The organism is Iodidimonas nitroreducens, assembly GCA_000710935.1.
Taxonomy (GTDB): domain Bacteria; phylum Pseudomonadota; class Alphaproteobacteria; order Sphingomonadales; family Rhodothalassiaceae; genus Iodidimonas; species Iodidimonas nitroreducens.
Genome location: BAYV01000022.1, coordinates 1 through 25,706 on the forward strand (window position 1 = coordinate 1; position 25,706 = coordinate 25,706).

General features: G+C 57.9%; 26 protein-coding genes. 12 read left to right on the forward strand and 14 right to left on the reverse strand.

Annotation, left to right across the window (positions count from 1 at the left end):
* Positions 1–292 precede the first annotated feature (292 nt).
* Genes AQ1_RS09315 through hpnC form a run of 7 tightly spaced genes read right to left on the reverse strand, consistent with a single transcriptional unit; the run spans position 293 to position 7,688 of the window.
* Positions 293–985 (reverse strand): haloacid dehalogenase type II, encoded by a 693-nt coding sequence (locus tag AQ1_RS09315; protein WP_042086578.1) that lies wholly within the window; start codon positions 983–985, stop codon positions 293–295.
* A 38-nt stretch (positions 986–1,023) separates the two neighbouring features.
* Positions 1,024–1,254 (reverse strand): DUF2842 domain-containing protein, encoded by a 231-nt coding sequence (locus AQ1_RS09320; protein WP_042086580.1) that lies wholly within the window; start codon positions 1,252–1,254, stop codon positions 1,024–1,026.
* A gap of 25 nt (positions 1,255–1,279) precedes the next feature.
* On the reverse strand, positions 1,280–3,226 hold the full coding sequence (gene shc, locus AQ1_RS09325; RefSeq protein ID WP_042086582.1) for a squalene--hopene cyclase: 1,947 nt from the start codon (positions 3,224–3,226) through the stop codon (positions 1,280–1,282).
* A complete protein-coding gene (gene hpnE / locus AQ1_RS09330; RefSeq protein ID WP_081837244.1) occupies positions 3,217–4,611 on the reverse strand; it encodes a hydroxysqualene dehydroxylase HpnE in 1,395 nt (464 codons plus the stop codon). The genes shc and hpnE overlap by 10 nt, the downstream gene beginning before the upstream one ends.
* Positions 4,593–5,498 carry a presqualene diphosphate synthase HpnD gene (hpnD, locus tag AQ1_RS09335; RefSeq protein ID WP_042086584.1) on the reverse strand — a complete coding sequence of 302 codons (906 nt, stop codon included), beginning with the start codon at positions 5,496–5,498 and terminating at the stop codon, positions 4,593–4,595. Before hpnD ends, hpnE begins: the two co-directional genes overlap by 19 nt.
* A 55-nt stretch (positions 5,499–5,553) precedes the next feature.
* Positions 5,554–6,750 carry a glycosyltransferase gene (locus AQ1_RS09340; protein WP_052371167.1) on the reverse strand — a complete coding sequence of 399 codons (1,197 nt, stop codon included), beginning with the start codon at positions 6,748–6,750 and terminating at the stop codon, positions 5,554–5,556.
* Complete coding sequence (gene hpnC / locus AQ1_RS09345) at positions 6,750–7,688, reverse strand: squalene synthase HpnC (RefSeq protein WP_081837233.1); 939 nt, start codon at positions 7,686–7,688, stop codon at positions 6,750–6,752. Before hpnC ends, AQ1_RS09340 begins: the two co-directional genes overlap by 1 nt.
* A 110-nt stretch (positions 7,689–7,798) precedes the next feature.
* Between hpnC and AQ1_RS09350 the strand changes: the two genes are divergently transcribed.
* Both AQ1_RS09350 and AQ1_RS09355 read left to right on the forward strand, forming a co-directional pair.
* Positions 7,799–8,620 carry an LOG family protein gene (locus AQ1_RS09350; RefSeq protein ID WP_042086589.1) on the forward strand — a complete coding sequence of 274 codons (822 nt, stop codon included), beginning with the start codon at positions 7,799–7,801 and terminating at the stop codon, positions 8,618–8,620.
* Between the two features lie 90 nt (positions 8,621–8,710).
* A complete protein-coding gene (locus AQ1_RS09355; protein ID WP_052371168.1) occupies positions 8,711–9,154 on the forward strand; it encodes a thioredoxin family protein in 444 nt (147 codons plus the stop codon).
* Between the two features lie 25 nt (positions 9,155–9,179).
* On the opposite strand, the gene AQ1_RS09360 is transcribed toward AQ1_RS09355, so the two are convergent.
* On the reverse strand, positions 9,180–9,389 hold the full coding sequence (locus tag AQ1_RS09360) for a hypothetical protein (protein ID WP_042086591.1): 210 nt from the start codon (positions 9,387–9,389) through the stop codon (positions 9,180–9,182).
* A 285-nt stretch (positions 9,390–9,674) separates the two neighbouring features.
* Here AQ1_RS09360 and AQ1_RS09365 point away from each other — a divergent pair, with 285 nt between their 5' ends.
* Positions 9,675–10,133, forward strand: coding sequence for an HIT family protein (locus AQ1_RS09365; protein WP_042086593.1), 459 nt, complete (start codon positions 9,675–9,677; stop codon positions 10,131–10,133).
* Positions 10,134–10,247: 114 nt separating this feature from the next.
* Positions 10,248–11,132 carry a nucleotidyltransferase family protein gene (locus tag AQ1_RS09370; protein ID WP_042086639.1) on the forward strand — a complete coding sequence of 295 codons (885 nt, stop codon included), beginning with the start codon at positions 10,248–10,250 and terminating at the stop codon, positions 11,130–11,132.
* An 8-nt stretch (positions 11,133–11,140) separates the two neighbouring features.
* Here the strand turns inward: AQ1_RS09370 and AQ1_RS09375 are convergent, their stop codons facing one another.
* Together AQ1_RS09375 and AQ1_RS09380 are read right to left on the reverse strand one after the other, a co-directional pair.
* On the reverse strand, positions 11,141–11,944 hold the full coding sequence (locus AQ1_RS09375; RefSeq protein ID WP_052371170.1) for a phosphocholine cytidylyltransferase family protein: 804 nt from the start codon (positions 11,942–11,944) through the stop codon (positions 11,141–11,143).
* A 148-nt stretch (positions 11,945–12,092) separates the two neighbouring features.
* Positions 12,093–12,968, reverse strand: a complete 876-nt coding sequence (locus AQ1_RS09380) for a metallophosphoesterase family protein (protein ID WP_052371171.1) — start codon at positions 12,966–12,968, stop codon at positions 12,093–12,095.
* 99 nt (positions 12,969–13,067) lie between these two features.
* Between AQ1_RS09380 and AQ1_RS09385 the strand changes: the two genes are divergently transcribed.
* Genes AQ1_RS09385 through AQ1_RS09400 form a run of 4 tightly spaced genes read left to right on the forward strand, consistent with a single transcriptional unit; the run spans position 13,068 to position 16,678 of the window.
* Entirely contained in the window at positions 13,068–14,264 is a 1,197-nt protein-coding gene (locus AQ1_RS09385; RefSeq protein ID WP_313982364.1) for a CDP-alcohol phosphatidyltransferase family protein, read from the forward strand.
* A gap of 3 nt (positions 14,265–14,267) precedes the next feature.
* Positions 14,268–15,407, forward strand: coding sequence for a hypothetical protein (locus AQ1_RS09390; protein ID WP_042086595.1), 1,140 nt, complete (start codon positions 14,268–14,270; stop codon positions 15,405–15,407).
* A 27-nt stretch (positions 15,408–15,434) separates the two neighbouring features.
* Positions 15,435–16,262, forward strand: a complete 828-nt coding sequence (locus tag AQ1_RS09395) for a hypothetical protein (RefSeq protein WP_042086597.1) — start codon at positions 15,435–15,437, stop codon at positions 16,260–16,262.
* Positions 16,262–16,678: an NUDIX hydrolase gene (locus AQ1_RS09400; protein WP_042086599.1), complete on the forward strand. Its 417-nt coding sequence runs from the start codon at positions 16,262–16,264 to the stop codon at positions 16,676–16,678. Before AQ1_RS09395 ends, AQ1_RS09400 begins: the two co-directional genes overlap by 1 nt.
* Positions 16,679–16,710: 32 nt before the next feature.
* On the opposite strand, the gene AQ1_RS09405 is transcribed toward AQ1_RS09400, so the two are convergent.
* Complete coding sequence (locus tag AQ1_RS09405) at positions 16,711–17,334, reverse strand: TlpA family protein disulfide reductase (RefSeq protein ID WP_081837236.1); 624 nt, start codon at positions 17,332–17,334, stop codon at positions 16,711–16,713.
* Between the two features lie 21 nt (positions 17,335–17,355).
* On the opposite strand from AQ1_RS09405, the gene argH reads away from it, so the two are divergent.
* The 4 genes from argH (at position 17,356) to AQ1_RS09425 (ending at position 22,961) form a co-directional block, all read left to right on the forward strand.
* Positions 17,356–18,813: an argininosuccinate lyase gene (gene argH, locus AQ1_RS09410; protein WP_081837237.1), complete on the forward strand. Its 1,458-nt coding sequence runs from the start codon at positions 17,356–17,358 to the stop codon at positions 18,811–18,813.
* Between the two features lie 5 nt (positions 18,814–18,818).
* A complete protein-coding gene (locus AQ1_RS09415; protein WP_042086600.1) occupies positions 18,819–19,154 on the forward strand; it encodes a hypothetical protein in 336 nt (111 codons plus the stop codon).
* A complete protein-coding gene (lysA, locus tag AQ1_RS09420) occupies positions 19,154–20,422 on the forward strand; it encodes a diaminopimelate decarboxylase (RefSeq protein ID WP_042086602.1) in 1,269 nt (422 codons plus the stop codon). Before AQ1_RS09415 ends, lysA begins: the two co-directional genes overlap by 1 nt.
* A gap of 130 nt (positions 20,423–20,552) precedes the next feature.
* Entirely contained in the window at positions 20,553–22,961 is a 2,409-nt protein-coding gene (locus tag AQ1_RS09425; protein WP_161760534.1) for a DUF4175 domain-containing protein, read from the forward strand.
* 37 nt (positions 22,962–22,998) lie between these two features.
* Here the strand turns inward: AQ1_RS09425 and AQ1_RS09430 are convergent, their stop codons facing one another.
* From AQ1_RS09430 to AQ1_RS09440, 3 genes are all read right to left on the reverse strand, one after another.
* On the reverse strand, positions 22,999–23,880 hold the full coding sequence (locus tag AQ1_RS09430) for a 3-hydroxybutyryl-CoA dehydrogenase (protein ID WP_042086607.1): 882 nt from the start codon (positions 23,878–23,880) through the stop codon (positions 22,999–23,001).
* A gap of 136 nt (positions 23,881–24,016) precedes the next feature.
* A complete protein-coding gene (locus tag AQ1_RS09435; RefSeq protein ID WP_042086609.1) occupies positions 24,017–24,946 on the reverse strand; it encodes an electron transfer flavoprotein subunit alpha/FixB family protein in 930 nt (309 codons plus the stop codon).
* Positions 24,943–25,692, reverse strand: coding sequence for an electron transfer flavoprotein subunit beta/FixA family protein (locus AQ1_RS09440; protein ID WP_042086612.1), 750 nt, complete (start codon positions 25,690–25,692; stop codon positions 24,943–24,945). Before AQ1_RS09440 ends, AQ1_RS09435 begins: the two co-directional genes overlap by 4 nt.
* Between the last annotated feature and the right edge of the window lie 14 nt (positions 25,693–25,706).

Here is a 25,706-nt window from a genome sequence, read left to right on the forward strand (position 1 = left end):
ATTCCATCCATGAACCAATAACACAGTTGCCGGCTCGGGGGCCGGGATGACGAGGGAGGGGAAGCAGCCTTGATCTCATCCGTCACCCCGGTCCACAACCTTAAATCGTCACCCCGGGCGGAGACCCGGGGTCCACCTCGTCAAGGGCTTGTGCGTGCCAAAGCGTGGATCCCGGGTCTCCGCCCGGGATGACGTAAGAAAAGGGGGGGCGGGGATGACGAAAAAAAGGGCCGGGGTGACGCAAGTTATGAGCGCCGCGAACCGGCGTTCAAACCGGCGTTCAAATCGACGTTCAGGCCCCCAGAAGGGCGGGCAGGGCACTGAGATCCCTGATGATATGATCGGGCCGGACCGGTAAGCGTTCGATGGCATCATCCTGACGATTGACCCAGATGGTTTTGAAGCCGAAAGCCGCGGCCCCGGCAATATCCCAACCATTCGAGGACACAAGGCACAGCCGGTGGCGATCAAGATGCAGGCGATCACAGGCCAGTTGATAAACAAGAGGGTGCGGCTTGAAAACGCCGGCATCGCGGGCCGAGAGCAGGGCTTCAAAATGATCAATGATCGCGCAGGATGTCAAAACCGATGTCAGCATGGCGGGGCTGCCATTGGATAAAACGGCCCGGCGCAGGGCAAGGGATGCGGGCAAATCCGCCAAGGCGCACAAAGCAGGGGCCACATCATCAAAAGCCGAAAGCTTTTGATAGCTGGCCATCATTTTATCGCGCCAATCGCCGGGCAGGCCCAATGCCGCCAGGGCATAATCAAGGGCATCTTTGGTGACATCGGAAAAATCGGCAGGCCGGTTCATCAGGCTGCGCAGCCAGCTATATTCAAGCTGCTTGCGTCGCCACAGATCGGCAAGCTCTTGCGCGCCACCCCCAAGCTCTGCCTGCGTTTCCAACAAAGCGCTATCATGATCAACCATGGTGCCGAAAACATCGAACAGGATTGCATCAACGGATAAAGCTCTGCTGGCCATGATGTGCTTCCTTTTGAAAAAGCTTCAGAACCGGCCGTTTAGCCCTTTTTTTCGCTGCTGCTGCGGCCCTTGCCAATCCATCTGAGCAGCCAGCGCGCGGGCCACAGCCATAAAAGCCCGGCAAAGACATAAAAGGGTGTTTGCAGCCAAAGCGATGCCAAAGACAGATGCACCCCGATCTGGATGACCCCAAGAGCATAGATCACCAGCCCGAGCACCAGCCCCAAAATGCCCACAAGGCTGCGATAGGAGGCGCGTTCTAAAGCCATGATGTTTGTGCTGCCTGCTGTTGCATCACATGCCCCATTGCACGCTTTTATCATTGGATCGGCTCAACACCCGATAGCGCGACAGCGCCCAGATCGGGAAATAATGACTATAGCCATGATAGCGCAGATAAAAAACCCGGGGAAAGCCAACGGCATTATACCAGGGTTCTTCCCAACGGCCATCCTTGGTGCGGGGATGATCCAAAAGCCAGCCAATGCCGCGGGCAACGCAGGCATCTTCGGTTTCACCAGCAGCCATCAGACCCAAAAGGGCCCATGATGTTTGGGACGGTGTGCTGGGCGCGGGATCGCGTTTTTTATCATTATAATAGCTATCGCCCGATTCACCCCAGCCGCCATCGGGATTTTGCCGGGCTTTCAGCCACTCCACGGCTTTGCGCACATAAGGTGCGGTCATATCCTCGCCCACGGCATTGAGCGCCGCCAGAACCGACCATGTGCCATAGATATAATTGGTGCCCCAGCGCCCATACCAGCAGCCATCATCTTCTTGCAGCTTTTTGAGATAGGCCACACCGCGCGCCACGGCTTCATGGTTTTGATCATGGCCAAGCTGGCCCAAAAAGCTGAGGCAGCGGGCCGAAACATCCTCGGTCGGCGGATCGAGCAGGGCCCCATGATCGGCAAAGGGAATGTGATTGAGATAATGGTCATCATTATCGATATCGAACGCGCCCCAGCCGCCATTGCTGCTTTGCATGCCGATGATCCATTCTTCGGCGCGATCAATGGCCTCCTTATAGTTTGGATCTTGAGTGCGATGCAAAGCCATGGCCACCACGGCGGTATCATCCACATCGGGATAATGATCATTATTATATTGAAAAGCCCAGCCGCCGGGGCGCAGATCGGGGGCCTTCAGCGCCCAATCGCCCTTCACATCCAGAATCTGTTTGGAGGTCAGCCAATCGCCTGCCGCTTTCACGGTTTCACCCGCCGGGGCTTCCCCGGATTCGAGGAGGGCATGAAGGCTCAGGCTGGTATCCCAGATCGGCGACAGGCAAGGCTGTACAAAGCTTTCGCCTTCGCCATCTGTTACCAGCAGACGGATCGATTTTTTGGCGGTGACCAGGGCTTCATGATCCTTGGGATAGCCCAAAGCCTCCATCGCCATCACCGAATTGGCCATGGCGGGGAAGATCGCCCCCAAACCATCCTCGGCATTCAGCCGTTCGGTAAAAAAACCAAGCGCCCGCTCGATGGCTTTGCGGCGGGTTTTGGCGGGGAAATGCGGCTCCAGCTTTTGCAGAATTTTATCAAGCTGCAAAAAGGCCTTGCCGGTCCAGCGCCCGGTGGGGTTCTGCTGCCAATCCCTGATCAATTCCGGGGGGATGATAAATAATTCCCGGATATGGGTATCGGTGGGATTGATGGCCCGGGGCTTTAAGGCAGCCAAAATCAGCAAGGGCGCGATCACTGTGCGCGACCAATAGGAAAAACGCCACATATTGGCGGGAAACCAGCGCGGCATCAGCATCAGTTCCACCGGCATCACCGGCACCGCACGCCATGGCACTTCGCCAAACAAGGCAAGGGCATAGCGGGTGAACACATTGGTTTTTTCGGCCCCGCCCAGGTTTTTGATCAGCGCCCGCGCTTTTTTCATATGCGGCGCATCGGGATCATCGCCGGTGAGCTTCAGGGCGAAATAAGCCTTGACGCTGGCGGAAATATCCGGCGCCCCCCCATGATAAAGCGGCCAGCCCCCGCCATCTTGCTGAATCGATCGGATATAGCGCGCCAGCTTTCGTTCCAGTTCGGGCTCGCGTTCATCCAGAAAATGATTGAGAAAGATATATTCCGCCGGAATCGTGGCGTCGGCCTCCAGATCGAAAACCAGATGCCCATCTTTTTGCTGACGGGTTTTGAGCGCGGTCAGGGCATCGTCGATCACCTGATCGAGGCGATCATCCACGGCCACTTGTTTTAATGCTTCACCCCTCACGTCGATCTTACTCCGCTTTGGATTTCAGTTGATGGCTGATGGCCCGATCCTGCACTATATCTATGTTGGTTATTTAAGGGCGGTTTGTGCTGTTGAAAAGCCCGACTTTTCTGAAGGCATATATGGGCCGCTTTATGGCCCGAGCGAATGGCCCCTTCGATGGTCGATGGCAGGCCGGTGGCCGTCCAGTCTCCGGCCAGTATCAGATTGGCCCATTGCGTGGCGGCTTTCGGGCGCAAAGCCTCGGCTTCGGGGCTGGCAGCAAAGGTTGCCCGCTTTTCCTTGATCACCCGAAAGGGCGGCAGGGGCTGATCGCCGAGCTGCAAGGCCCGGCTCACTTCACCCCAGCAGATCCGGGCGATCTCATCGGCGGGCCTGCGGGCAACCGCATTGGCCGCTGAAATGGTGACGGAGGCAAGTTCATCGCGCAGGAAAATCCACTGGGAAAGCCCGCCCACAAGGCCGATGATTTCGACCGATGCACCATCCTGCTCCGGATGGACCGCCTTTGCGGGGAGCCGGAAATGGATATTAACGATGGCCTCGCCATCGGGCGGGGTGGAAAGATCGGGCAGCAAGGTGCGGGCAATTGGGGCGGGGGTGGCGCAGATCGCCTGATCCTCGGCCCCGAGCGGGATCAGCTCATCCCCAAGAGAGAGGGCCTGAAGCCGCCCATCAGCCAGATCAAGGCGATTGATGCGGCTGTGGAAGCGAATGGTGGCACCGGCTTTTTGCAGCTTTTCCAGGGCCGGATCGATCAGGCAATGGGCAAGGCTCAGGCGCGCCATGCGGGGCTGGCAATAGGCACCGCCACGGGCAAAGCTTTCGCGTAAAACCCGGCGCAAAAGATGAGCCGAGCCGTCTGCCGGGGCGCAATTCAACACCGCCACCACCAAAGGTTCCCACAAGCGGCGATACAGGGGATGGTTGACCGACAGGCGATCGGTGATGCATTCAGACTTGCGCGCCATCAAAAGGCTGAGAGCCGAAAGATAATCGCGCGGCCGGCTGCCCGGAATCCGTCGCTTGCGATCAAAAACCCAGCCCTGCCAAAGCCCTTTATCAAGGGCGAAGGTCCAGCGTTCACCGCTTTCGAGATCGAAAAAGGGAAAGCGCGCTTCGTTGGGTCCGATCAGTTGATCCATCGCCCCGCTGATCGGATCGCGCCCGCCGATCTCATCGAGATAGGCATGCAAGGATCGATTGCCCGAAAGCATCAGATGATTGCCATTATCGATCAAAAGCCCAAGCTGCTCATCATGAAACGAGCGGCAGCGCCCCCCGGCCCGGGCAGCGGCTTCATAAAGGGTGATCTGATGCCCGTTATCAATCAGACGAACGGCCGCCGCCAGCCCCGCTAAGCCGGCACCGATTATGTGGATATGCGCCATGATCGGCCTCCCAAGGCGATTTTGGCGGCGATCCACAGCTTTTCGCCTTTGCTCATCAGGGGGCCGAAACCGGATCGGTGCGGGGCCTTGAACCCTTTATCGCGCATCCGCAGGAAGATCTGGTGATACACATGCATCATGATCGCCGCCGGGCGCAGATCGCCTTCATGGCACGCCTTGAGCGCTTGCCGGGCGGCGTTGAATTCCGCCTCGGCTTGTTTGGCCAAAGCCTGCCGGGCCAAAGGAAGGCCGGGCGCATGGGCAACGGTTTGAGGGTCGGTGTCATGAATCCCGGCTTCAATCAGCAGATCGCGGGGCAGATAAAGCCGCCCCATATCCGCATCTTCTTCCACATCGCGAATGATATTGGTCAGTTGCAGGGCCTTGCCCAGATGATCCGACAAACGCCGCCCTTCGGCTTCGGGGGCCCCGAAAACCCGCACGCATAGCCGCCCCACAGCGGATGCCACGCAATCGCAATAATCGATAAGCTGATCATAAGATGGCGCCCGGATCGGCCCTTCAGCATCCATTTCCATGCCCCGGATCACGGCGGTGAAATCGTCTTTTAAAAGCCCGAACCCGCCGATGGCGGCCAGAAGCTGGCGATCAAGGGGATCATCGCCCGCCTTGCCATCATAAAGCCCATCAATGTGCTGGCGCCAATCCTTCAGCGCGGCGATCTTTTCGGTACCCAAAAGCGGACCATCGGCAATATCATCCACATCCCGGCAAAAGGCATAGATGGCAAAAAGCGCGGCGCGGCGCTCTGCCGACATCAGGCGCATCGCCCAATAAAAAGATGATCCGGCGGCCCGCACCTGTTGGGCCAGCCGCCGCCGATCTTCCTCTATGCTTGCCTGTGCTTTCGGTGTCACGGTGCTCATGGCTTCATGTTGATCCTGCCCAGACCAAGGCAATTATCCCGTGCGGCTTTGGCAATCAAGGCCCGCCATCCGATTTATGGCTATCTAAGGTGCCATGGCGATCATAATCGCGCCCCTTCCACTGGCTGCCCTTGCCCCGCCAATGATCAAGGGCGGAATGGATCGTCATCATTGCATAAAGCCCGGCAATCAGCCAAAGGCCGATAGCTTCCAAGGGGTTGCGCCGATAATCGCGCAAGGTGGGGCGATAGGCAATGATCATCAAAAGCCAGCTTACCACCCCGCTCAGCAGCAGATCGGGCCGCCCGGTCACAATCCCGACAACTGTGGCGATGGGGGCCAGCAGAAACACCATGGCAAGGCCCAAAATCGTGCCAAGCAATAAAAATGACGAGAAATGTAATTGGCTGAAGGCGGTGCGTTTTACCATCATCCATAAAGGCTTCAAACCATCCGCACCGCGCAAAGAGCGGCTGTCATCCGCCAGCCCCAGCCATAATCGCCCGCCCGCATCGCGAATTTTGGCGGCCAGCGTGCAATCATCGATCAGCGCCCCACGCAGGGCAGCCAATCCCCCGATCTGATCGAGCCGATGGCGGCGAACGAGAATGCAGCCCCCCGCAGCCCCTGCGGTTTTTTGGCTGGGATTATTGATGGCGGGAAAGGGATAAAGCATCTGGAAGAAAAAAATGAAGGCCGGGATCAGCCAGCCTTCCCAGAAGCCTTCGGTGCGCAGCCGGATCATCAGGGAAACGAGATCGCGATCATCGCTTTCGGCCTTCTGTACCAGCCGGGCCAGCACATCGGGGCCATGTTCGGCATCGGCATCGGTGAGCCAGAAATAGCGGGCCTTGTCGCCTGCTTTGGCCACCCCATGGGATAAAGCCCATAATTTCCCGGTCCAGCCCTTGGCCAGTGGCGGTGCGCTGAGGATCGTGAGGGACCGGCCCGTGGCACATTCATCGGCGGCTTTCTGTGCCAAAGCGGCGGTGCCATCCCGGCTGCCATCATCCACCAGAATGACCCGAAAATCCCCCTCATAGCGCTGATTGAGCAGGCTTTTGATCGCACGCGCGATGCTTTGGGCCTCATCGCGCGCCGGGATGATGGCCACAATCGGGGGCAGATTGTTTAAAGGCGCGCCTGTATTTTGGGGCAGGCGCTGATCGGCACGCCAAAAGCCATGATGGCCAAATACCAGATAAGCCCAGGCCAACAGGCTGATCAGCGATAAAATGAGGAGGAGTTCCATCAGCTTCTGGGCTTTTTGGGTAAAGGCTTTTCGGGGCGCGAGACAAGGGTGGAGAGCAGCCCGCCACCGGCTGCCATGGCGATTTGCCAGCGGCTGAGTTTGATCCGCTCGGCCAAAGGATCGCGCCGGGCAAGCTCGGTGGTCAGCGACCGGGCGATATTGTGGATCACCGCCGATTCTGCGGCCAGCCTGCGGCTTTGCAGGGCTTTGGGCAGGCGCGCTGCCTGATCATTTAGTTCATGAACGCTTTCGATCAGGCGGTCGATCACCGCGCGCAAAGCCGGGCTCGTTTTCGCCCTGCCCAGATCCGTATCCACCGCACCCGCTTCGCGCAGATCGCTTTGGGGCAGATAGATGCGGTTCATCTGATGATAATCATCGCCGCAATCCTGCAGATGATTGATGATCTGCAAGCTGTTGCACAAAGCATCGCTGATCGGCCAGAAGGCCTGATCTTCGCCATGCAGATCCAGCAGATAGCGGCCCACGGGTGCGGCGGATCGATTACAATAATCGATCAGATCATCAAAGCTTTCATAGCGATTTTGCACGGCATCCTGTTTGAAAGCGGAAATGAGATCGAGACAATGGCGCACCGACACCCCGGTTTCCTCGAGGCTTTCATGAAGGCGCCGGGCGGTGAGGGGGGCCTCATCCAAGGCCTCGCCCATGACCGTGGCGGCGAAAATATCGAGCCGGGCGCATTTGTCTTCGGGGGCGAGATCGGGATTATCGGCGATATCGTCGATTGCCCGGGCAAAGGCATAAAAACGCCCCACATGGGGCCGCAAATGCGCCGCAATGAGCCGCGATCCCACGGGAAAATTCTCGGTCTCCGCCGATTTTCCCGATGGGGTTTCCAAAGAGGGTGTTTCCGATGACGGCGTTTCCCGAGGGTGGCCATTTGCGGGGGCTGCCGCCTTGTTATTTTCTGTCATCGCGCACCGATCATTTTCCGTTATGCTTGACCTTTGATTGTTCGATGCCATGAAATCCGCCCGCACTCAATGCCCCATGCGCCATAGGGGCGATCATTGAAAGCCAAGCCATGTTGCCACCCTATCAGCGGCGATCCGCCTTTCCTTCCGCCCGCGAAGATGAGGCCCGCGCCAAAAAGGTGCCCGATACCCCACAAACCCGCTCATCCGCTTATGGGCTGGCTTATAGCGATCTTGATTTCATGAAGCGCGAAGAATTGCGCCCGGTGCGCTTGCAGCTTGAACTGATGAAAGCGGAGTTGATGCTGCAAGAGCATGGGGTGGATGCCACGGTGGTGATTTTCGGCAGTGCCCGATCAAGGCCCGATGATCTTGCCCCCGATGATCCCAGATGTGCCGATTATGCGGCGGCACGGCGTTTGGGGCAGTTGATTTCATCGGCGCAAAATGGCTGCCCGGAACGCCTGCGGGTGGTGACCGGGGGCGGACCGGGGATCATGGAGGCGGGCAATCGCGGGGCCGATGATGCGGGGGCGGAAAGCATCGGGCTGAATATCATCCTGCCCCATGAACAGGCCCCCAATCCCTATATCACCCCCGAATTGTGCTTTCAGTTTCATTATTTCGCGCTTCGCAAGATGCATTTTCTGATGCGCGCCCGGGCTTTGGTGTGTTTCCCTGGTGGTTTTGGCACGCTGGATGAACTGTTTGAAACCCTGACCCTGATCCAGACCGGCAAGATCGAGGCGATGCCGGTACTGCTTTATCGCCGCGATTGGTGGGAGCGGATCATCAATCTGCCCGCCCTGGCGGAAAGCGGGATGATCGCACCCCGGGATCTTGATCTGGTGCGCATGGTGGAAAGCGCGGATGAAGCTTGGGACATCATCAGGGACTTTTGCACCGAGCGGTGCGGCGAAAGCCAGGCCTGATCCGATTTGGATTGCGGCCCCATGGCAGCTTTTATAAGCTGGGACGGGTGTTCAAAAATAATATTGATGGATCAATAAGGATCAAAGCTGATGGGCAAAGGGAAGATTTTTGCATTATTGCTGGTGGTTTTGGGGGCTGTTCTGGCCGTGTCGCCCTTGGGATCGCTGATTTATATGAATGTGCGTGGGGCCGATCCCCTGCTGGCGCAATGGCAGGATTATGAACCGGCGGCTTTTGAGAACGCATTGCAATCTGACGATGCGGTGCTGGTGCAGATCTATGCCTCATGGTGCCCCACATGCGAGGCGCAGCATCAAAGCTTCACGGCCCTTGAAAATAAAGGGCGGGTCCCCGATGCGCGGCTGTTTCGGGTTGATTTTGATCGTGATCGGGCCTTTCTCGAAAAGCATGAGGTCAAAGGCACCGGGCTGCTTTTGCTGTATCGCAATGGGGTTGAGATCGCCCGCCAAGGGGGATTGGTGGATGAGGGCAGAATTTTAAGCTTTCTTGAAAGCCAATCGGTGGATATTTAAATCCTGCCCCCGGATATGGCAGCCGTCAAAGCGCGGCTGTCAGAAACCGTTCCCGGGTTATGTCCCGGGTTTTGGGGGGCGCGATCTGTTGTTTGATCCGCTGGCGGGCAGATTGCATTTCGCTTAGCACATCGCCCGGGGAAAGCCTGTCATAGCGCATCAAGGTTTTGCAAATGGGATCAGACAGCAGATTATCGAGGCTTGCTTCGAGATAAAAGGCTTGATCATCGCTCATGGGTCTTGCTCCTTGATGGTCGGCGCGATTTTTCAAATCCATCCGGTTCAGAGATTTTTGCCTCTCCCCAAACCGGATTGTAGATGGGGTTTCATCAAGCGCTTTGCCAGAGTGGGGGGCTTGATGCTGGCGTCAATTTTTGGTTACTGATCGCAGGCCATAGGCCTTCAATCAGCGATATGTTGGGGGGTTTAGCATCGCCTTGTGACAAGAAAGCGGCAATGCGATGCCAGTTTCACGACAAAAGTTTTTTACTTATTTTTCTTGGCTAAAGGACGCGCGCCAATGGTTCATGCCACAATTTTGAAATTCGGATATCCGCAAAGCCTTGTGCGAAGCTATGATCATTGGATGGTGCAACTTCGTCCCAAACAGGCAACTCTTGGCGCTTTGGTGGTCATCGCGAAGGAGGAAGCCACGGCCTTTTCCGCCTTGTCGCAAGCGGCAGCGGCTGAATTTCATCAGGTAGTGTGCGATGTGGAGCAGGTGCTGGGGCAGGTTTTTGACTATCAAAAGATCAATTGGCTGATGCTGATGATGGTTGATCCCCATGTGCATTTTCATGTCTTGCCGCGCTATGATGGCCCCCGATCATGGGGTGGCCATGGGTTCACCGATCCCGGTTGGCCGGGCTTGCCCGATCTTTCCCATGATCAGCCCGGCGATGGGGCCATTCATCACAGCCTGATGGCCGCATTGTGTGCGGCTTTTTCTGGCCATCAGGCATCGGATGCGCCATCCTGATGCCTCAATCCCCTGATGCTCTCATCCTTTGATGCTTTCATCCTCTGATCCCGCAAATTTATGGCCTTCATGGCCTTTGTCCTTCCTTTATTTTTCCTTTGAATGGACGCCTTTATGCCTCCCTTGTCCTATCGCGCGCTGATCCTTTCGGGCCGCCGATCCTCTGGTGATCCCGTAGCCGATGCGGAAAAGGTGAGCAGCAAGGCCTTTGCCCATGTGGGCGGCAGGCCCATGATCGATCATGTGATCAGGGCGGTTGAAGGATCGGGCCGCATGGCGGATATCCAGATCAGCCTGCCCCAGGATTGCCCGATCGAAAGGGAAGCTCCCGGCCTTGCGGCGCGGCTCGCCAGGGGGGAGTTGTTGCGCCATCAATCAAAAGAGGGGCCGAGCGGCAGCGTTCTCTCGGTTTTGCAAGCGATGAAGCCCGGCGAACGGCTGTTTGTCACCACCGCCGATCATCCGCTTTTGACCAGTGATCTGGTCTGCCGCTTTTTGGATGAGGCCGATAAGCTGGATGCCGATATTGCTGCGGCTTTGGCCCCCCTCGATGTGGTGAAGGCGGCACGTGAAGCCGATCCCGCCGATCTTCCCCCGCGCCGGGGCCGCCGCACCCGGCTGGCCTTCAAGGACGGTGTTTTTTCCGGCTGCAATATGTTTGCCCTGAAAGCCCCTGCCGCCGAGCGGGGCATTGCCCTGTGGCAGCGTATCGAACATGATCGCAAAAAGCCGGTGCGGCTGGTGGCGCGTTTGGGGGTTTGGGGCTTGCTTAATTGGCTGGCCGGGCGGTTGACCCTGGCCGATGCGCTGGGGCGTCTTGGTCGTCGGGTGGATCTGCTGGCAATGCCGGTGATCATGCGCGATGCCGATGCCGCCACCGATATCGATAGCCTTGATGATCTGGCCATGGTGCGGGCGGTTTTCGCCCGCCAAAAAGCGCGGGCCGCAAGCCCTTCAATCGATTCCTCTTCAATCGATGCCCACCCAATCAATTCCTGACCCTAAACTCAGGATGCTTTGGCCTGCAGGGCTTTGATCCGGCTGCGGTCAAAGTCAGCATGGCTCCAAAGCGAGATGGCTGTGCGGGCTTTTTGCAGGTCTACCGGAAAATCCACCTCGCACCAATCTTGTGAGGGCACATCGGCAATATGTATGGCCTGCGTATGGGCGAGGCGATCAATCACCGAAAGATACCATAGCCGATCGCCTTCACCGCTCTCGATGATGCGTTCCACCGCCTCGCGAAACAGCGAAACCCCTGATTTCATGAAGCGGATCATGCCGATGGATTCGGCATCCACCGCCTTCACATCCAATGTTTTCCCGATCCGGCGCAAAAGATTTTTGTGCAAAATGACCTTCATGTCATCGGTATCATAGCGATCCTTGCGCGATGTGGTGAGGGTGATCGGCTGATCGGGCCGGGCCATCAGGCTGCGGGCCACCGGCGCACGAAACAGGGTATCGCCATTGAGCAGGATGAAATCCTCGGTCATTTCATCACGGGCACACCACACACTGCGCAAATTATCGGAACTGGCATAATCGGGATTATGGATTGCGCGAATGGAAAAGGCGGGATCGCCGGATTGATGGCGCGCTGCGATGAAATCGGCGATTTCACGCTCCACCTTCTCTGCCTTGAAGCCGGTCACCACCACGATGTCATTGATCCCGGTTTCCAGCAATTGCGCTAATTGCCAGCCAAGAAGAGAAATGCCGCCGCCCAGATTGAGCAGGCATTTCGGCGTATGTTCGGTAAAGGGCGACAGGCGTTTGCCCTGACCCGCACTGAGAATGATAGCTTTCACGGCAATCCTGTTCTTTTATAAGAGCGGCGATCCATAGGAAACTTTATGACCATTTCATGACATTTACGACAAGTCGGCCCGGTTCGACAACTCATAGAACCGTGAAACTTGTGATATCAATCCGTGATCTCAAGCCGCAAATAAACTTCTAACGCGGAGCATTGGAGGGAAAAAAGGCTTTTTTTATGGCGTCATAATGGCGATTTTCCACGTTGATCCCATCAGATTTGGCGGTGGGATCGATGGTCAGGCGGTAATAATGCCCCGGGCCCTTATGCGAGCCGATGGATGACGATGACCCGCAGCCCAAAATCGGCACCGGACCATCGGGGCCTTTGATGCTGGCCTTTAAAGCCCGATGGGTATGGCCATGAAGGATCAGCCCCGCCCCCGTGCGGGCAATCAGTGCGCGAAAGGCTTTGGCATCGCTCAGCGCCTTGCGCGGGCTTTCCGCTCCGGGCTGGGGCGGATGATGGATCATGATCAGGGTGAACTGGCCTGCCTGATGCTCGGCATTCAGCAGGGCTTCCAAAGCCATCATCTGTTTTTCCCCTAATCGCCCACTGGCCATGGCAGGCAGAGTGGCCACCGCCGACGAAGTGCCGATGATCGATAGTTTGCCCCGGCGGCGCAGATAGGGAAAGTCCATCCGGCCATCATCTCCGGTCATCCATTCGGCCCATTTCGGCAGACCCTTTTCCAAGGCGCCAGCCACATAAGCATCATGATTGCCGGGGATGATGCTGATATGATCGGCAGGGCCCGCCCGCAAAAGCCAGCGTCGCGCGGTTTCAAATTCACCCCCAAGGGCAATATTGGTGAGATCCCCGGTCACGCAGATATGATCGGGTTGATCGGCTTTAAGGTCGTTTAATAAGGCCTCCAGAACCTCGGCGCGATGTTCGTGCTTGCGCTTTCTATGCCATGAAAGATATCCAAGAATGCGCTTGCTGATCAGCTTTTGTGCCGCCACTTTGGGCAAGGGTGCAAAATGCAGATCGGATAGATGGGCGATGGTGATCATGGCTGAGGGTTCATTCCGGGCTAATCGAATAAGATGGGCGCATTGAACAAGATGACGGCGAAGATCGGGCCGCCAGGAACAGACGAAGGACATAAGAGTTTGACGACCGAAGACAAAACCCCGATCACCCTTGATTTTGTGCCTGCCCGATCCCCTGTCAAGCTGTTTGGTTTGAGCGGACGCGAGCGGATCATGAAGATGATCAAAGATCGCCGGGCCGATGGCGTGGTGATAGGGGCGGATGATCCGCAGGCCGCATCCTCAGGCGATTGGCTGATCATGGATGAAGATTGCCTTTATGATGGCCCGGTGATCGATTGGCTTTTGGCCGGGCCTGATCGGGCGGTTGATGCCGATGGCGCGCGCGCCGGGCGCGTCAGTTCAAAAGGCGAGCAACAAGATGCCGTGCGGGCCTGGATAAAGGGCGCGGGCAGCCTGCCCGAAGGTATTGATCTTGCCAGCCCGGACAGCATCGGAGCGGCCTATCGCACGGCCCTGCGCAAGCGTGAAACCCCTTATTGCCTGCGAATATCGGCCATTGGTCGGGAAAAGGCGGAGCAGCGCCTGTTTGCCGGTTCCTATAAAGGGGTGACTGATTTTGTCACCAAATATGTCTGGCCATGGCCGGCTTTTCATCTCACCCGGCTTTGTGCCGCCCTTAAAATCAGCCCCAATATGGTCACAAGCCTTAGCCTTGTTTTGGTGCTGGCGGCCTTCTGGTTTTTTTGGCAGGGCGATTTTGCGTCCGGCCTGTTGGCAGCCTGGGGGATGACCTTTCTTGATACCGTTGATGGCAAGCTGGCCCGCACCACCCTCACCTCATCGAAATGGGGGAATATTTTTGATCATGGGATTGATCTGGTGCATCCGCCCTTCTGGTATTGGTCCTGGGCGCATGGTTTGAGCAGTGGATTGGAGGCAGGCGTGGGCCCGGGGTCGTCCGCCTCATGGCTGGGCTTGTCATCGCTGGATTGGGCGCTTTGGGTGATCCTTGTGGGCTATGTTGCCGGGCGCTTGATGGAAGGGTATTTCATCGCCCGCTTCAAGCTGGAACTGCATATCTGGCGGCGGTTTGATAGCTTTTTCCGGCTCATCGTTTCGCGTCGCAATCCCAATCTCATCCTCCTTAGCCTTGGGCTTTTGCTTGGTGATCCGGCGGCCGGTTTTTTATGGGTGGCGCTGTGGACCATCGCAAGCCTTGCGGTGCATGGGGTGCAGATTGTCCAGGCCGAACGGGCGGCGCGGAATCACCCCTTATCCTCCTGGCTCGATGGGGCCTTGAGGCAGGATTCTTGAGTGATGCGCATCGGTTTTTTATTCAATCATTATGCGGGCCATCAGCTTTTGCACGCCGCCCCCACCGCCTTTGCGCTATCGCGTTTTTATCCCCGGCACCGGGTTTTCATGTTCGTGCGCGGCAAGGCTTTGGCCGATCTGGCAGACAAGATCGCCCAGCGCTATCCCGGCCATCGCGTCGAGATCACGATCATTGATGCGCCCCTGATTGCGCGCCTCGCCGATCCCCTGATCCGGCCATTTGCCTTTGCCGGAAAGCAGGCGGCGCTGGAGGCCAATCTCGATCTGTTTCAGCCTCTCGATGTGCTGGTGGTGCCTGAAAAAACCAGCCTCAGCCTGAAGCGCCATCAAAAACTTGCCCATCTCAAATTCGTTTATACCCATCATGGGGCAGGGGATCGGGCGGATGCCTATTACCCCCAATTGGCGGATTTCGATCTGGTTCTCGCCCCGGGTCGAAAGATCGCGGACCGCCTGATCAGTTCGGGTTTGGTGAAGGCGGAAAACTGCGCCATCGTCGGCTATCCAAAATTTTCCGTGCGGCAGTCTTTGGGGGTCACGCCGCCCGCCTTTGCGCAAAAGCGGATCACCGTGCTTTATAATCCGCATTATAGCCGCCGCGAATCCTCATGGGCGCCATGGGGGCGGGATATCCTTGATTTTTTCCGTCAATCAGATCGCTATAATCTGATTTTCGCACCGCATATCCTGCTGTATCAGCGCTGGCTGCGGCATCGGGCCCGGCCTTTGGGGCGCTGGCGGGGGCAATCGCACATGCATCTTGATACCGGCAGCGATGCGATGATCGATATGACCTATCTGGATGCGGCGGATCTTTATCTGGGGGATGTGAGCAGCCAGATCTATGAATTTCTTCTTCGCCCCCGACCGGCGGTTTTTCTTGATCCCCGTGCGATTGCGGCATGGCATAGGGATGAAAGCTTTGTTATGTGGCAGGCGGGGGACGTGGTGACCCATCTTGCCGATCTGCCCAATGCCCTTGCTCAGGCCCATGATCGCCATGCACGCTATGAAGCCGCGCAGCGCCGGTTATTTGAGGAAACTTTTGATCATGGTGATCAACCCGATGAAGAACGCGCGGCACAGGCCATTGTGGCGCATTTTACAAAGAAAAGCCCCTGATCGGGGGTGGCGGGAAAAAGGATAAAGATGATGCTTCCAGATCATAACCCCCGGAAAAAGCCCTTGCGCCTGATGGATATTGGCCCGGCTGTTTTTGCGCAGATTCGCGGCCATGCCGAAGCTTTTGTGCTGTTTGTGGTATTATGGGCGGTGCTCAGCACCATCGTGGCTTCGCCCATGATGGCCGATCTCGCTTTATGGCAAAAAACCATGGAAACCGATCAGGAAGCGGGGATGGCGATGCTGTCTGATCTTGCCCCGAAACTGATCGTGCAATCGGGGGTGAGCCTGTTTCTGGCGGTAATCATTCCGGTTTTATGGAGCCGCCTGCTGCTGATGGGGCGGGGCATGGTTTTATCGAAAGGCCTGCTGGCGGCTTATGGCAAGGCCCTGATCCGCACGGCGGCGCTTTTGGGCTATCAGTTTCTGGTGGTCATCGGCCTGCTCATCGCCTCGATTCTGGTGATGGCGGTGGCGGGGCTTTTAGGCCTTGGCGAAGGGGCGGCTTCCACCTTGATGGTGATGCTGGTGGTGGCCGGGATGCTGCCGGTTTATCTGGCTTATTGCCTGTCGGTGGTGGCAGTCTCGGTAGGGGCTGCGGATGGCGGGATCGCGGGCTCTTTCAAACGGATGAAAGCGTACTGGAAACCCTATGTGGCGCTGTCGGTGATCGTGCCTTTGGGCTTGTCCCTGCTGGGTGGGGTGATCAGCATTCCGCTGATCGGCGAAGATGGCACGCCGGGGCGGTTGGCCCTTTTGGTGGGGGCGGTGTTCAATGGCATCAGCCTGCTGTTCATCTTTACGGCGGCGGTGGTGCTTCATCGCCATGATCATGCCGATCCCCTTGCCGACTGATGGCGACCTTAAAGCGCCCGCTGATCGGCATTGGCGTCGTGGTTTTGAAAGAGGATTGCGTGCTTTTGATCCGCCGGGGCAAGCCCCCCAAGGCCGGGGAATGGAGCCTGCCCGGTGGCGCGCAGGAATGGGGCGAAACCACCCATGAAGCCGCCCGGCGCGAGGTTTATGAAGAAACCGGCATCGAGATCGAGATTATCGGGCTTTTGGATGTCGTCGATGGCCTGATGCCCGATGGTAAAGGGGATTACGCCTTTCATTATACGCTGATCGATTATCATGGGCGCTGGATGGCCGGCACCCCGAAGGCCGCCAGCGATGCTGCGGATGCCGCTTGGGTCAGGCTCGATCATCTGGATGATTATGGCTTATGGGATGAAACGCGGCGGGTGATTGCGCTGGCGCAAAAAGCCTGAAAAAGCCTGAGCTGGCAGATGGGGTTATAGCCTCAACCGGTGCTTTTGATGGCGGCGGCGATCAGGGCTCTTGCCTCTTTGCTGTTCCAATCGGCCGGGCCGTTGAGCCGTCCCAATTCGCGCCCTTCGCGATCGATCAGCAAGGTGGTGGGCAGGCTGATCACCCCCAGATCGCCCATCAGTTTCATGCTCGGCTCGGCCCATGTTTCAAGGCTGCCCGCTTTGAACTTCACCAAAACATCCTGGGCCTGGCGCACCGGGCTGCGATCGATCGAGATCGGTAATACCCGGAAATCGGGGCCGCCAAAATGCGCATCCAAAGCCGCCAAGGTGGGCATTTCCTCGATGCAGGGGGCGCACCATTCCGCCCAGAGATTGATCAGCAGAACCCGCCCGCGCTCATCGCTCAGGCTTTGGGGGCCATCGGGGCCTTCCATCATCAGATCGGCGGGCAGGGGCACAGGCTCGGTTTGGCCCTCGAATGTTGCCATCTCGCCTGTGGTCAAACGGGCAAGCTGCGATGAAAAAGACACAGAATCTGCATTTTCATTGATCGCGGCGCTTTCGCCCCGCGTGATCATCTCATATGCTGCCCATCCGCCAAGGGCCAAAGCCCCGGCGATCAGAATAAGCCACAAGCCCAGTTTGCTCATCATAACCGATCACAGTTGAAATCCATGGCCTCAGACATTAGCAAAAAAACCGGCACCAATCAAAGCCCTCTCGCAGCATCGACCGCCAGCCAATCCAATGCCTTATGGGGCGGGCGCTTTGCGGGCGGGCCATCGGATATCATGCAAAGGATCAATGCCTCTATCGAGATTGATCAGGCCCTTTTCCGGCAGGATATCGCCGGATCGCGCGCCCATTGCACGATGCTGGTGGCCTGCGGCATTTTGCACGAGGCCGATGGCGCAGCGATCCTTGCCGGGCTCGATCAGGTGGAAAATGAGATTGCGCGCGGCGAGATGCGCTTTGATCCGGCGCTTGAAGATATTCACATGCATGTGGAACACCGCCTGAAAGAAATCATCGGTGAGGCCGCCGGGCGCCTGCATACCGCGCGATCCCGCAATGATCAGGTGGCCACCGATTTCAAATTATGGACCCGCGAAACGCTGGATCGGCTCGATCAGGATCTGGCCGCCTTTCAAACCGTGCTTTTGGATCGCGCCGAAGAACACAGCGCCACCCTGATGCCCGGCTTTACTCATCTGCAATCCGCCCAACCGGTGACCTTTGGCCATCATCTGATGGCTTATTATGAAATGATCCGCCGGGATCGCGGGCGTCTCGGGGATTGCCGGGCGCGGCTGAATGAATGTCCTTTGGGCTCGGCGGCTTTGGCGGGCACGTCCTTTCCCATCGACCGCAGCATGACGGCCGAGGCTTTGGGCTTTGATCGGCCCACGGCCAATTCCCTTGATGCCGTATCGGATCGCGATTTTGCCCTTGAAATGATGGCAGCGCTCAATCTGGCGGCCATGCATTTAAGCCGTTTGGCGGAAGAACTGGTGATCTGGACAAGCGCCGGTTTTGGCTTTGTCAGGCTGTCCGACAGTTTTTCCACCGGCTCTTCGATCATGCCGCAAAAGCGCAATCCCGATGCCGCGGAACTGGTGCGGGCCAAGCTTGGGCGGGTGAATGGGGCTTATCAAAGCCTGTTGATGGTGATGAAGGGCCTGCCTTTGGCCTATTCAAAAGATATGCAGGAAGATAAAGCCCCGGTTTTTGATGCGGTCGAGGCTTTTACCCTGTCCTTGGCCGCGATGACCGGGATGGTCGGTGATCTGAACGTGGTTGAAGATCGGATGAAGGCGGCCGCCGGGGCCGCTTATGCCACCGCCACCGATCTGGCCGATTGGCTGGTGCGGGCCGCCGGATTGCCCTTTCGCGATGCCCATCACATCACCGGCCGGGTGGTTTTTTATGCCGAAAAAAAGGGCGTGGCTTTGGAAGATTTAAGCCTTGATGAACTGCGCGCGGTGGATGCGCGGATCACCGCCGATGTGCTGGATGTTTTGGGGGTTGAGGCTTCAGTGGCTTCGCGCACCAGCTTTGGCGGCACCGCACCGGTGCGGGTGCGCGCGGCTATCGATCTGGCGCGGCGGGCATTGGCCGCAGACAAGGAATGAGGGCGATGGGCCAAGGGATGAACAGGGTGCGCTCCGGGGTGATCGGCCGGGGCGGATTATGGGGGCTGCTGGTGCTGAGCCTGATTTTATCAGGCTGCGGTCGGCGGGGTGAAATTCTGCCCCCCGATGGGGCCCCCGAAGACCCCCGGATCGAGCGGTTTCGCAACGATATGGACCGCGAAGAGCCGCGCCGCGCGCCCCGTCGTTCGCCCCGACCGTCTGTGCCGGAAACGCAAAAGCCCTTGTCGCCCGATAGCGCTGATCCCGATAGATCTGATCCCAATCCCGCCGATCCTGATGCGGCGCTCGAAGATCAGCCCAATTTTGAAAGGGCGCACTGATGGATCATTTTCAGTATAAAAAGGGCGGTCTTCATGCCGAAGATGTGCCCTTGGCGCGCATCGCGGCCGAGGTGGGCACCCCGGTTTATGTGTATTCCACAGCCACTCTTTGCCGCCATTATCAGATTTTCGACGAGGCCCTTTCAGGGACCGATCATCTCACCTGTTTTGCGGTGAAGGCGAATTCCAATCTTTCGGTTCTGGCCAGTCTGGCGCGCCTTGGCTGTGGTGCCGATGTGGTGAGCGGTGGCGAATTGGCGCGGGCTTTGGCGGCGGGGATTCCGGCCCGGCGGATCGTTTTTTCCGGGGTGGGGAAATTGCCGCAGGAAATGGATGCGGCCCTTGATGCGGGCATCCACCAATTCAATGTGGAATCGGAACCCGAGCTTGAAGCCCTGTCGGCGCTGGCCAGTGCCAAGGGGATGAAGGCCCCGGTTTCTTTGCGGATCAATCCCGATATCGATGCGAAAACCCATGCCAAAATTTCCACAGGGCGGGCGGAAAACAAATTCGGCATTGCCTGGAGCCGGGCCCATGAAGCCTATGCCCATGCCCAAAGCCTGCCCGGCATCGCCATTGTGGGCATTGATGTGCATATCGGATCGCAGCTCACTGAGTTGGGGCCTTTTCGTGCCGCCTTTGATCGGGTGGCCGAATTGGTGGCCAGCCTGCGTGCGGCGGGCCATGGGATCGAGCGGATCGATCTGGGCGGCGGCCTTGGCATTCCCTATCAGCCCGATCAACCCGCCCCGCCCTTGCCCAGTGCCTATGGCGCGATGGTGAAAGAGGTGGCATCGGATCTGGGCTGCCAGATTATCACCGAGCCGGGGCGGCTGATCGCGGGTAATGCCGGTGTTTTGCTGACACAGGTCATTTATGTGAAAGACGGCGAGGATCGGCGTTTCGTGATTTTGGATGCGGCGATGAATGATCTGCTGCGCCCGGCTATGTATGATGCCTATCATGGGATTGCGCCGTTGATCGAACCCGGGCCTGATGCCGGGCGGATGACCGCTGATTTTGTTGGCCCGGTCTGTGAAACCGGGGATCGCTTTGCAAAGGATCGCCAAACGACGACGCTGGCGGCTGGCGATCTTGTGGTTTTGCGCTCTGCCGGGGCCTATGGCGCGGTGATGGCATCAAGCTATAATACCCGGCCCCTTGTGCCCGAAGTTCTGGTGCATGGGGCGGATTATGCGATCATCCGGCCCCGGATTGATGTGGCGGCTTTGCTGGCGCAGGATCAACTGGCACCATGGCTTGCCTGACGATTGCTTTCGAGAACCGCTTGAATATCGATTGTTCATGACCGACATTCTATCTGAAATGATAGAAGGCCAACCATAAAGAAGGCCAACCCTATAGAAGGCCAAGCCTAAAGAAGGAATGCCTCGCCGCATGGCACCATCGGCCCACATGAAACGGACCCGCGAGATCCGGGCGCATTTGCGGCGGCGGATCGCCCTGACCCGTGGCTGGCTCTTGCTGGAGGGTTTGTGGCGTGGCCTGTGGCCGGCTGTGGCACTTTTGGGGCTTTATGCGGCCCTTGGCCTGTTTGGCTTATGGCAGCATCTGGGGGGCTGGCTGCATCTGGGGGCTTTTGCCCTGCTTGTGCTGGCCATGCTGGCCCTTGCATGGGGGCCGATCCGCCAGCTTGCCCTGCCCGGTGAACAGGCGGCGCGCCGTCGGCTGGAAGATGATGGAAAAGTGCGCCATCGCCCGATCGATGCGGTGTTTGATAGCCCGGCGCTGGTCACGGGTGGGGCACTTTTATGGCAGCGCCATCGCGAAGCCATGGCAAGGGTTGCGATGGGGCTGAAGGTGCGGGGCCCGCGCCTGTCTTTGGTGGCGGCCGATCCGTGGGCCTTGCGCTCGCTTGTGCTTTTGGCCCTGTTCATCGGCTTTCTTTATGCCGGGTCTGATAGCGGGCGGCGGCTGACGGCGGCTTTTCAGCCGCCCTTATCGGGCGCAGTGGCGCAGGTGGCGATTGATGCCTGGCTCACCCCGCCCGCCTATACCGGCCAAAGCCCGGTGATGCTGGCTCAGGGTGAACTCTTTCCTGTTGGCGGTCCTCGAACCGCACCATCTCAGCCGATCAGCATAGCTGAGGAGGCGGTGCTCACCGTGCGGCTCAATGGCGGGCGGCAAAGCCCGGTCTTGCGGCTGGGGGATGCGGAAAGCCGCTTTGAGCGCATGGGCGAAACCGATCATCAGATCGAAAAAACGCTGGATGGGGCGGATTTAGAGGCCATCGAGATTATGCAGGCCGGGCGACTGCGGGCGCGCTGGCCTTTGGCGATCATCGCCGATCAGCCACCCGGCATTGCTTTTGTCAAACCCCCGTCCCAAAGTCGGCGGCAGGCTTTGCGCATCGATTATCAGATCACCGATGATTATGGGGTGGCGCAGGCCTTTTTGCGGCTCACCCCGATGGGGGGCGATGAAGCCAGCAGCCTCAAGATCGATCTGCGTGGCGGGCAAACCGTCGATGGCCCGCAAAAGCTGGTGGCTTATGAGGATCTCACCGCCCATGCCTTTGCCGGGCAATTGGTGACCGGGATTTTGCAGGCCGAAGATGCCGCAGGCCAGATCGGGGAGAGCGATCCCCTGATTTTCCGCCTGCCCGAGCGCCAGTTCAGCCATCCCGTGGCCAAAGAATTGGTGGCCATTCGTAAAGATATGCTGGCCGCGCCGCCCTTGGCTTTCAAGGAAGCGGATCGGCTTGATCGGCTTTCGCGGGCGGTGGATGCTTTTGAGGGGGATTTCACCGTTTTTTCGGCTATGCGCAGCGCCTTCTGGCGGCTGGCATCGGATCGCAGCGCGCAGGCCGTGGATGAGATCGCCGCCATCTTGTGGGAAACCGCCTTGCGCCTTGAAGATGGCCGGATGTCTTTGGCCACCCGCTCCTTGCGCGATGCTTTGGATCAATTTGAACAGGCTTTGGATGGCGATTTATCCAGCCTTGATGAATCAGCCGATGCCCTGGAAGCGATGATGCAGCAGTTTCTATCGCAAATGGCCCGGCAGCAGGCTGAAACCGCCCCCATGCGCACGGATGGCCGCCAGCAATCGCAGGTGATCGGCAGCGATATGCTGCAACAGATGATCCAGCAGATGCGTGATCTGGCCGCTGCCGGAGATCAGGAAGGGGCGCGTAAGATGCTGGAGCAATTGCGCGATATCATGGAAAATGCGTCGGTCAATCAGATGTCGGCCGAAGATTATGAGCGGATGATGGCCGCCAGCAAAGCCGCCGATACCCTGAAGGGCTTGAGCGAGGATCAGCGCAATCTGCTTGATGAAACAAGCCGCCAGACCATTCGCAATCGCCTGCGCAGCACCTTGGGCCAGCCGGAACAGGATTTCGGTGATCTGGAACAGGCGCAACAGGCGCTTTCAGACCAATTATCCGAAATGCTGAGCATGATGGGGGAACAAGGGCTGGAAGCTCCCAAGGGGCTTGGCCCCGCTGGCCAATCCATGGGTGAGGCGCAAGAGGCTTTGGCTCGGCAATCGGGTGCCGAGGCGATCAAGGGGCAGGCGGAAGCCCTGCAAAAGCTGGAAGATGCCGCCGATGCCATGCAAAAGATGCTGGATCAGGCTTTGGCCCAAATGCCATCGGGCAATGGCCTTGATCCTTTGGGGCGGCCCCAGCCGGGCTTTAATACGCGCGGCTTTGATCTGCCCGATGCCCTTGATGCCCGGCGCGTGGAAGAAATTCTTGAGGAATTGCGCAGGCGAATCAGCGATCCCGATCTGGGGGAAACCGAACGCCAATATCTGCGTCGGCTGTTGCGCCGCTTTTAACCGCGTTTTTCCGGCCTAAGACTTAAAAATTGCGGGCTCAGCGTGTGGGGGTTGGCTCTTCGGTGCTATAATCATAAAAGCCACGTCCAACCTTGCGGCCGATCCAACCGGCTTCCACATATTTCACCAGAAGCGGGCAGGGGCGATATTTGGTATCGGCCAGCCCTTCATACAGCACCTGCATGATCGACAGGCAGGTATCAAGCCCGATGAAATCGGCCAGTTGCAATGGCCCCATGGGGTGATTGGCCCCCAGCCGCATGGCTTTATCGATGGCTTCCACCGATCCCACCCCTTCATAAAGGGTATAGATGGCTTCATTGATCATCGGCAGCAGAATGCGATTGACGATGAAGGCGGGGAAATCTTCGGCGATGGCAACATCCTTGCCCAGATCAGAGACGAATTCCCGCGCGATCTTGTAGGTTTCTTCGGATGTGGCAATGCCCCTGATCACTTCCACCAGCTTCATGATCGGCACCGGATTCATGAAATGCATGCCGATGAATTTTTCCGGTCGGTCGGTGGAAGATGCCAGACGGGTGATGGAAATGGATGAGGTATTGGTGGCCAGCAGGGCTTCGGGTTTCAGCGTTTCGCACAGTTCCTTGAAGATGGCGACTTTGATATTTTCTTTTTCCGATGCCGCTTCAATCACCAGATCGGCATCTTTCATATGGGCAAGATTATCGGTGATGCTGATGCGGGCAATGGCTTTGTCCATCTCATCCTGGGTGATCAATTCACGATTGACCTGTCGTTCCAGATTATGACGAATGATGCCCAGCGCCTGTTCGGCGCGTTCTTTGGCAATATCGGACAGCACCACTTCATGACCGCCAAGCGCAACCACATGGGCAATACCATTTCCCATCTGACCCGCGCCAACGACACCCACTATACGCATTCTGACATCCATTCCTTTGAAACGATGGGCTTCATAAGTCCTGCCCGATCCTGAACCGTTCGGGCTATGAAAACACCTGTTTCCGGTTCTTTCAAGACAAACGCCCCGATAACAAGGTCACCGGGGCGTTATGACTGATTTTTCAGATTCAAGACAGTTCTTTTTCAAGTTCGGGAAGGGCCGTGAACAGATCGGCGACCAGCCCATAATCGGCCACCTGAAAGATCGGCGCTTCCTCGTCTTTGTTGATGGCGACGATGATCTTGCTGTCTTTCATCCCTGCCAGATGCTGGATGGCTCCGGAAATGCCCACCGCGATATAAAGCTCAGGCGCGACGATCTTGCCGGTTTGGCCCACCTGATAATCATTGGGCACATAGCCCGCATCCACGGCGGCGCGGCTGGCCCCGATGGCGGCCCCCAGCTTGTCGGCCACCTTTTCAACAAGGGTGAAATTCTCACCCGAGCCCATGCCCCGGCCCCCGGAAATGATGATATCGGCGCTGGTCAGTTCCGGCCGATCGGATTTCGAGAGTTCCTGGCTCACAAAAGAAGACAGGCCCGGATCGGCGGCGGCATCAAGGGTGACGATTTCTGCCGAACCGCCGCTGGCCTCGGCCTTTTCAAAGGCCGTGCTGCGCACCGTGATCACCAGACGCTGATCCGTTGTTTCCACCGTGGCGATGGCATTGCCCGCATAGATCGGACGCTTGAAGCTGTTTTTGCTTAAAACTTCGACGATTTCGGAAATCTGCGCCACATCAAGGGCAGCGGCCACCCGGGGCATGACATTCTTGCCCGCCGTGGTGGCAGGCGCGATCAGCACATCATAATCATCGGCCACTGCCAAAATCACCGCCGACAGGGATTCCGCCGTGGGATGCTCCAGATGTGCGGCATCGATGTGCAAAACCTTGCTCACGCCATCCACAGCGGCGGCGGCTTTCGCCACATCGCCCGCGCCGTGGCCTGCCACCAGCACATGCACATCCGAAAGGGCCTTGGCGGCGGTGATGGCCGAACGGGTGGCATCATTGAGCGCCGCATTATCATGTTCGGCAAGAACCAGAGCTGTCATTTGATCACTCCTTTTTCCCGCAATTTGCCCACCAGTTCGGCAACGCTTTCAACCTTCACACCGGCTTGGCGTTTGGGCGGTTCTTCAACCTTGGTGATGCTGATGCGCGGGGTCATATCGCAGCTGAAATCATCGGGGGTTTTGGCATCGATGGGCTTGCGCTTTGCCTTCATGATATTGGGCAGAGAGGCATAGCGTGGCTCATTGAGGCGCAGATCGGTGGTGATGATCGCGGGCAAATTGAGCCTGATGGTTTCAAGCCCCCCATCCACTTCGCGGGTCACATCCACATGTTCGCCATCGATCACGACTTTCGAGGCAAAGGTGCCCTGCGCCCAGCACAGAAGCTGCGCCAGCATCTGCCCGGTTTGATTGGCATCATCATCAATCGCCTGCTTGCCCAGAATGACCAGCCCGGGCGCTTCGGCATCGATGATGGCTTTGAGGCATTTGGCCACCGCCAGCGGCTCGGTGGGGCCATCATGCTCGATATGAATGCCGCGATCAGCACCCATGGCCAAGCCCGTGCGGATCGTTTCCTGCGCCTGTTTGGGGCCGATGGAGACAATGACGATCTCTTCGGCTTTGCCCGCCTCTTTGAGGCGAATGGCTTCTTCCACGGCGATTTCATCGAATGGGTTCATCGACATTTTGACATTGGCGAGTTCGACACCCGACTGATCGGATTTCACCCGCACCTTGACATTATAATCAACCACCCGCTTGACAGGGACCAGCACCTTCATGATCGATCAAAGCT